At 67.0% G+C, this 6,830-nt stretch carries 5 protein-coding genes; 1 reads left to right on the top strand and 4 read right to left on the bottom strand.

All coding sequences use genetic code 11. The features are described 5' to 3' along the window. Nucleotides 1-85: 85 nt before the first annotated feature. The 3 genes from EKM57_RS08750 to EKM57_RS08740 are packed head-to-tail and all read right to left on the bottom strand — an operon-like array spanning nucleotide 86 to nucleotide 4,499. On the bottom strand, nucleotides 86-1,582 hold the full coding sequence (locus EKM57_RS08750) for an indolepyruvate oxidoreductase subunit beta family protein (protein ID WP_243450955.1): 1,497 nt from the start codon (nucleotides 1,580-1,582) through the stop codon (nucleotides 86-88). A 10-nt stretch (nucleotides 1,583-1,592) separates the two neighbouring features. Beyond that, nucleotides 1,593-3,716, bottom strand: a complete 2,124-nt coding sequence (locus EKM57_RS08745) for an indolepyruvate ferredoxin oxidoreductase subunit alpha (RefSeq protein WP_129792101.1) — start codon at nucleotides 3,714-3,716, stop codon at nucleotides 1,593-1,595. A 3-nt stretch (nucleotides 3,717-3,719) separates the two neighbouring features. Beyond that, complete coding sequence (locus EKM57_RS08740; RefSeq protein WP_129792100.1) at nucleotides 3,720-4,499, bottom strand: cyclase family protein; 780 nt, start codon at nucleotides 4,497-4,499, stop codon at nucleotides 3,720-3,722. Nucleotides 4,500-4,620: 121 nt separating this feature from the next. Here EKM57_RS08740 and EKM57_RS08735 point away from each other — a divergent pair, with 121 nt between their 5' ends. Further along, complete coding sequence (locus EKM57_RS08735; RefSeq protein ID WP_129792099.1) at nucleotides 4,621-5,100, top strand: MarR family winged helix-turn-helix transcriptional regulator; 480 nt, start codon at nucleotides 4,621-4,623, stop codon at nucleotides 5,098-5,100. Nucleotides 5,101-5,108: 8 nt separating this feature from the next. Here the strand turns inward: EKM57_RS08735 and EKM57_RS08730 are convergent, their stop codons facing one another. Further along, a complete protein-coding gene (locus EKM57_RS08730; protein WP_165357294.1) occupies nucleotides 5,109-6,812 on the bottom strand; it encodes a DUF885 family protein in 1,704 nt (567 codons plus the stop codon). Between the last annotated feature and the right edge of the window lie 18 nt (nucleotides 6,813-6,830).

The following is a 6,830-nucleotide window of genomic DNA, read 5'->3' as shown; positions in this document are numbered from 1 at the left end:
AACACCTACGAAGGCACCCACGACGTCCACGCCCTGATCCTCGGCCGGGCCATCACCGGCCTCGCCGCCTTCTAGAGCCGACCACTCAGGCGGCGATCAGGCGCAGCGCCTCGGACAGTTCACGTCCATCCTCGTCCGCGAGGGCGGCCTCGCGCAGGCGCCTCAGGCTTGCGGCTGCATCCACCCTCGCCTGAAGGGCGGGCCAATGTTCCACGATCGTTCGGTAGCTTGCCAGTCCCCGCTCGTGGGTGTCGCCATAGCCCTTGATGAGGCGTTGGCATTCGACGAGCTCCAGCGCCGCCTCGTATCGGCCGGCGGCGGCCGCGGAACGCGCCAGCGCGAGCCATTCGTCGATCCGCTGCTGTTCGACGACATAGCGAAGCGTTCGGGGGCGGATCGACCTGAGACTTGCGAGAAAAGCGAGGACGAAGAACCAGCTAAGGCTCGTCGTCCTGACATGACGCCCCTTCGAGAACAATCTCCCGAGCAGGCGCTGCGCCCGGCGGCTCCCGCGCAAGCGCCGACCGAGGCTCGCCGGCAACATTTCGCAGATCTCCTGCGGGCGCGGGTGCATATATTCGGTGAGCTCGAGAATTGCGCCGTGCGGCGCCCGAACCTCTTCCCGCACGCGCTCGAAGCGGCTCTCCCTAACCTTGAGGTCGGCGACCCGAATCACGTCCTCGTAGCTCATCCAGAGCGCGAGATATTTCGCGGCGGCCGTCGTCAGCCGCCAGGCTCCGGATGCGGAGTCGACCGCGAGCACCGAATCGAGGCGATCGAGATAGAGCTCGGCATATCGACGATCCTGATACTCCATCAGCCGCCTGGCGCCCTCGCGCGCGACGCCTTGAGCCGGCGCAGGCAGCTGTCGCGCGATGCGATCCGCCAGGGCCGCCCCGGCGGGCGTCGTGGGTTCAAGCGCGGTGCGTTCGGTCCGCGCTGCCTGGGGTGCGGCGTCGGCCGCTTCGAAGCCGGCGGCGAACGCTGCCAGGCTCGCCTCCACGCCTTTGCCCCCGGACCTGATGGCCTTCTCGAATGCATTACGGGGGAAGGGCAGGGCGCCGCTCGCGGCCAGCGCGCCGAACATGACGGAGCTGATGACGCTTCCGGCACGCGAGGCGATCTCCTCCATGTCGAAACCGATGAAGCGCGCGCAGCGCGTCTTCGCCGCTTCGAGGATTCGCTCGCTGCTCGCCCGCCCGTCGCCTAGCGCGGATTTTTCCGAGATGGAATAGACCCGGTGGGTGGAGCCGATGAGGACCGTACGGTCCGTCGCGAAGCCGCGAAGGATGGCCCTTCCCGCTTCCATCAGCTCGGAGGCGATGACGATGTCGACGTCACCGGGCGCCGGCATCAGTGCCAGGACCGGCTCACGGCTCTCGGCGGCGTCTGCCGGCAACAGCTCGACATAATAGACGGTCGATCCCGTCCGCTGCGCCACGCCGGGAACCGAGGTTGCCTGCACGACAAAGCCTTCTTGCTGCGCAAGGGCCACGATCCAGTCGGCGAGCACGCCGCCCCCCTGACCGCCCAGTGCGAGGATGGCGATCGTGATCCGCTCGCGCCGGGGGTCTCTGCTCACCATCCCGTCCTCAGAAGGCACGCGCCGCGAGGGCTCTGGCCGAGCGGCGCTGCCACAGTCCGATGACGAAACGCCGGATTCGCGCCTTCATCCGGTCCGCCGCCGTCGGGTTGATCGTGATATCCGCCTTGTAGAATGACGGGCACAGGACCGCCGCGTGGCTCACCTCGCCGCAGACGCCGCAGCCGACGCAGCTATTGTCGACATGAGCGATGGGATCGTCGCGTAGGGGATCCGGATTGGGGCGGATCGTCAGCGACGGACAGCCGGACAGGCGGATGCAGCTATGATCGCCGGTGCAGGTGTCCGGATCGACGCCGAAGCGTTCGCGAACGACCCGCCGGCCTTCCCGGATCGCTCTGGCCGTGGCCGGCTTGACCCGGCGCTGCCGATTCAGTTGGCACTCCGACTGGGCGATGAGGACCTTGGGCCCCTTTTCCTTGCTGGTCAGCGCCCGGCGAAGCGCGTCTCGCATGCCGGCAACGTCATAGGTGCGCGTGATGGTGCTTACTGAGCTGACGCCGATACCGCGGACGGCCCTCTCGATCGGATGCTTGGTGCGGCGGATGCGGTTGTCGGCCCGCGAGGACAGCAGATCCTGGCCCCCGGTCGCCGCCGAATAGCCGTTGTCGATGATGACGGTGAGATTGTCGTCGCCGTTGAAGACGGCGTTTCCGATTCCGGAGGTCAGCCCGTTGTGCCAGAATCCCCCGTCGCCCATGATCGCGATGGCTCGCCGGTCCCCCGGCTTGAAGGCCGAAGCGCCAGCCGTTCCGAGCCCATAGCCCATCGTCGTGTTGCCGATGTGAAAGGGCGGGAGGATGGAGAAGAGGTGGCAGCCGATATCGGCCGACACGTGGAAGTCGCCCATCTCCTTCTGTAGCAGTTTCATCGCGGAGAAGACCGGTCGTTCGGGACAGCCGGTGCACAGGCCGGCCGGGCGGGCGGGCACCAGTGCGGGCGCCAGGGCCGGCTCGTCGCGGCTTTCTTCCGTCGGGGCGATATCGGGCGCCCATTTCCTCAGGAAGGCGGAAACGCCGTCCAGAATGACCGCCGCGACATACTCTCCGGCGCGCGGCAGCAGCTCCTTCCCCACGATCCTCGTCTGAAGGTCGGCGCGTCGTACGATGGTATTCAGCTCATGCTCGATGAACTCCGGTTGCCCCTCTTCGAGCAGGAGCACGGCCTTCTTGCCTGCGCAGAAGCGCTCCACCTCGTCCGGAATGAGTGGATAGGTGACGTTGAGGACGTAAAGGGGCAGGCTGGCATTGCCGAAGGCATCGGAAAGGCCGACGAGTTCGAGCGCTCGGTTGAGCGAGTTGAAAAGACCGCCCTGGACGATGATCCCGACGTCTGACCGGTTCGCCCCGAAACGCTCGTTGAGCGCGTGCCTTCGGATGAAGTCGATCGCCGCGGGCCACCTCTTCTCCACCTTTTCGGTTTCATGGAGGAAGTTGGCAGGGGGAAGGACGATGCGGTCGAGGTCGCGGCGGGGATTGGCGGCCGCCTCTCCGACCGTCATCGGCGGGCGCTTGTTGTCGCGGGCGATGAAGCTGCCCGTCTGATGGCAACCGCGCACCCGAAGCTCGAACAGCACCGGCGTGTTCGAAGCCTCCGAAAGTTCGAACGCGCGCTCCACGAGGTCGACGATGAGTCGATGGCTGGGGCGCGGGTCGAGGAGCCACATCTGGGATTTCATGGCGAAGGCGTGGGTCCGCTCCTGCATGATCGAGGAGCCTTCGCCATAATCCTCGCCGACGATGACGAGCGTTCCGCCGGTGACCCCGCCCGAGGCGACGTTGGAGAGGGCGTCGGACGCCACGTTGGTTCCGACGACCGACTTCCACGCCACCGCGCCGCGCAGGGGATAGTTGACCGAGGCCGCGAGCATGGCGGCCGCCGAGGCCTCGCTCGCGCTCGATTCGAAATGGACGCCGAGCTCCTCCAGGAGCGAATTGGCGTCGGCGAATACGTCCATCAAGTGGGAGATGGGCGAACCCTGATAGCCGCCGACATAGGCCACGCCCGCCTGCAGCAAGGCCTTGGTGACGGCGAGAATCCCCTCCCCGTGAAAGCGCTCACCGGCACCCAGGCGAAGCTTCTCGACCTCGCTTGCGAAGGAGCGCTCCGCCACGACCTATGTCTCGACGAAGGCGAGGACCCGCAAGGGGCTGCCCGAGCCGCCCCGGATCTTGAGCGGCGCGGCGACGAGGACGGCGCCGGTAGGCGGTAATTGGTCGAGATTCTCGAGGCATTGAAGCCCGTATCGGCCAGCGCCGTGGAAGAGCGCATGCGCCGGATAGGGCGGATCGAGCCGGTGCGCCTGACCGGCGTCGGTGCCGATCGTCTCGACGCCCAGGCCGTGGGCGTCGCGCGCCTCGATGAGGAAGCGTACCGCCTCGGCGGACGGACCCGGCGTGTGTGCACCGTCTTCGCGCCTGTTCACATAATCCTCGACCGAGCGCTTGGACCAGTCGGTGCGCAGCAGCACCCAGGCACGCGGCGGTATCCGCCCGTGCTCCGCTTCCCACGCCTCGATGTCCGCGACGGTCAGCAGATAGTCGGGATCCTCCGCCGCCTTGCGCGAGATGTCGATCACCACCGCCGGAGCGACGAAGTCGGCTGCCGGGATCGTGTCGACCGAATTGTCGGCGAGGTCGCGGCCCGTCACCCAGTGGATCGGCGCGTCGAAGTGCGTACCCGTATGCTCGCTGACGGTGAAATTGTTCCAGTACCACGCGACTCCCCGCTCATCGTAGCGGGAGATCTCCTCCTGGCTGAACGCGGCACATTGGCCGAATTCCGGCGGCAGCACGAGAGTCGGCGTATCGGGCGAAAGCGTCTGGGTGAGATCGACCGTTCGGATGGCTCCCGAAGCGACAGCTGAAGCAAAGTCCTGCAAGGCCAGGCTTGGCATTTTCCGTCTCCTATCGACCTTCGCGAGGCTGACATATATTACTTGCACGTGCAACCATTATATGACCTTGCGCGAACCTGGGCGGGCAGGTAGCCGCGAACGGCGACCTTGGTGGAGTGCAATGGACGATCCGCGCGAATTGGGGGATCCGGGTCGCAGCTCCTTCACGCTCGACCAATATCCCTTCTACCTGCTGAACCGGGTCGTCAGCCGCTACAATGCGATCATCGGCGCCGAGCTGAGGAAGCTTGGAATCGACATTCCGACCTGGCGCGTCCTGATGATCCTGGGCGAGCGCGCGCCTCGCGGCATTGCCGAGATCGCGCAGGCCGGCGTCATCAACATCTCGACCATGACCCGGATCATCCAGAGGATGACGCGGGACGGCCTCACCGAGTGCAAGCCGCTGGCGGACGACGCTCGGGTCACCGAGGTGCGCCTGAGCGCGCACGGCGAGGAAAAGCTCGCCGTCGCGCGCGCGGTCACGGCTCCGGTGTACAAGCGGGTGATCAAGGGCTTCTCGCGGCGGGAGTTCGAACAGCTGATCGCGAGCCTGAACCGCCTGCACGACAATCTCGGTCAGCCGCCCGGCGAAGGCTGAGCGCCGGATCAGAAGTCGCCGCGCAGGGCGCCGATCTCGTCGTCGCGGCCGGTCATTTCCCAGCGGATGAGCGAGATCGGGATGGCGCCGGACGCGCGGAACTGATCGTGGAAGGCCCGAAGGTCAAAGGAATCCCCGAGCTGCATCGAGCGTTCGGCGAGCAGCCTCTCCAGCTCCACCTTGCCGATATGATAGCCGATGCCGTAGCCGGGCTGGCGCAGGTAGAGCTCGATATCGAACTGCGCGATCGCGTCGCCCGGCTCCATCCAGCGCGGCGTGCGGCTGACCAGCGAGGCGTTCGCCTCGGCCCAGGTCCATTCGTTCGCCTGCATGCGCAGCTCCGGCAGCAAGCGGGCGGCCCGCTTGGCGCCGAGGATATAGTCGATCTCGCGCGTGCGCGGCCGGTCGTCCAGGAGGCCTGCCTGCAGGATCAACTCCTCCAGATAGAAGGCCCAGCCTTCGTTGCGCAGGCCGTCGACGAAGAACAGGCGGCGCTTTCCGCGGATCGGCCGCTCGTCCCGCGCCGACTGGAGCTGGTCGAAGGCGTGGCCGGGAAGGTTGTGCGCCCGCAGGGGCAGGCCGTCGCGAAACTCGGTCTGGAAGAAGAAGTGGACGTTCTCCGGATCGTCGAAGAGGCCGGGCCGGCTCGGATCTCTCTCCGCCGGCAGGATATAAGGCCCCTCCTCCGGATCGTGCCGGACATAGTCCGGAATGGTCACCCACTCTCCTTCCCTGAGAAAGGCAAGCAGATCCTCATCCTCCTGCGCCCGCTTCGCGTCGAACTCCGCGCGCGTGCGGACCATCGGCAGCTCCGGCAGCCCCCGATTCCGGTGCTCCTCGATCCGAAGGAAGGCGATCATGCGCTGATATTCGCGCTCGCCGATCGTCTCGATCTCCTTGGCGGTTAACGGCAGCAGCAGCACGTGGCGCAGGTACCAGTCGTAATTCTCGGCTCCGACGCCGCCGTGGGGCGGCAGGGTCGCTTCGATGCTCTCCAGCCAGGCCAGAAACTCCGCGGCGGCAGCGCGGGCGCCGAGGGACGGGGCGACCAGCTCCGGATGGTGGGTCCGCGCGTCTTCGGCGAGCCGGGTGAAGACGTTCACCTCGATCCGCTTCTGCTGGATCCCCAGCCGGGCGAGGTCGCCGCGCGGGTCGGTGAGATTCGCCCTTGCCTGGCGAAGCGCTTCGGGGACCGCGTTCAGCCGCTCGGCGAGGGCGGCGACCTGGTCCGCCGGCATCGGCAGCTGGGGGATGCCGAATGCGCCATGCATCTTCGGTCCGAAGCCGAGATTGGTGGTGCTGTAAAAGGCCGGATCGCGCTTCCACGGCTCGACCACCCGGTGCTGGAACTCCAGGCCCCGCATCTCGGCGAGCACCAGCATGTAATCGACTCTCAGCGGGATCGGCCAGCTGCTGTCGTCGATGGCTCGCAACCGCTCCATGAAGCGGCGCAGGCCGGCTTGTTGCTCGGCCATGGCGGCCGGCGAGTAATCCGGAACGCCGTCGCGGACCGGCGGCGGCACGAAGGCGCGAAATTCATCGTATAGCGAGACGAGCGCACGATACCCGGCCGGCTCGGCCTCGGAGGCCGCGGCCCGCGCTGCGCCGGAGGAGGCGGGTGGCGTCGGGGCCGCAGCGGCCGGAGACGCACCCAGCAGCAGCGTCGGCGCCAGCAGGGCCGCCCCCAGCTTCAGGCGTTCGATCCGAATCATCTCCATCACTCCATTGCC

The sequence above is a fragment of the Sphingosinicella sp. CPCC 101087 genome (assembly GCF_004151485.1).
Classification (GTDB): Bacteria; Pseudomonadota; Alphaproteobacteria; order Sphingomonadales; family Sphingomonadaceae; genus Allosphingosinicella.
The sequence above is the reverse complement of the archived record's forward strand: the minus strand, read 5'-3'. Positions and strand labels throughout refer to the sequence as shown.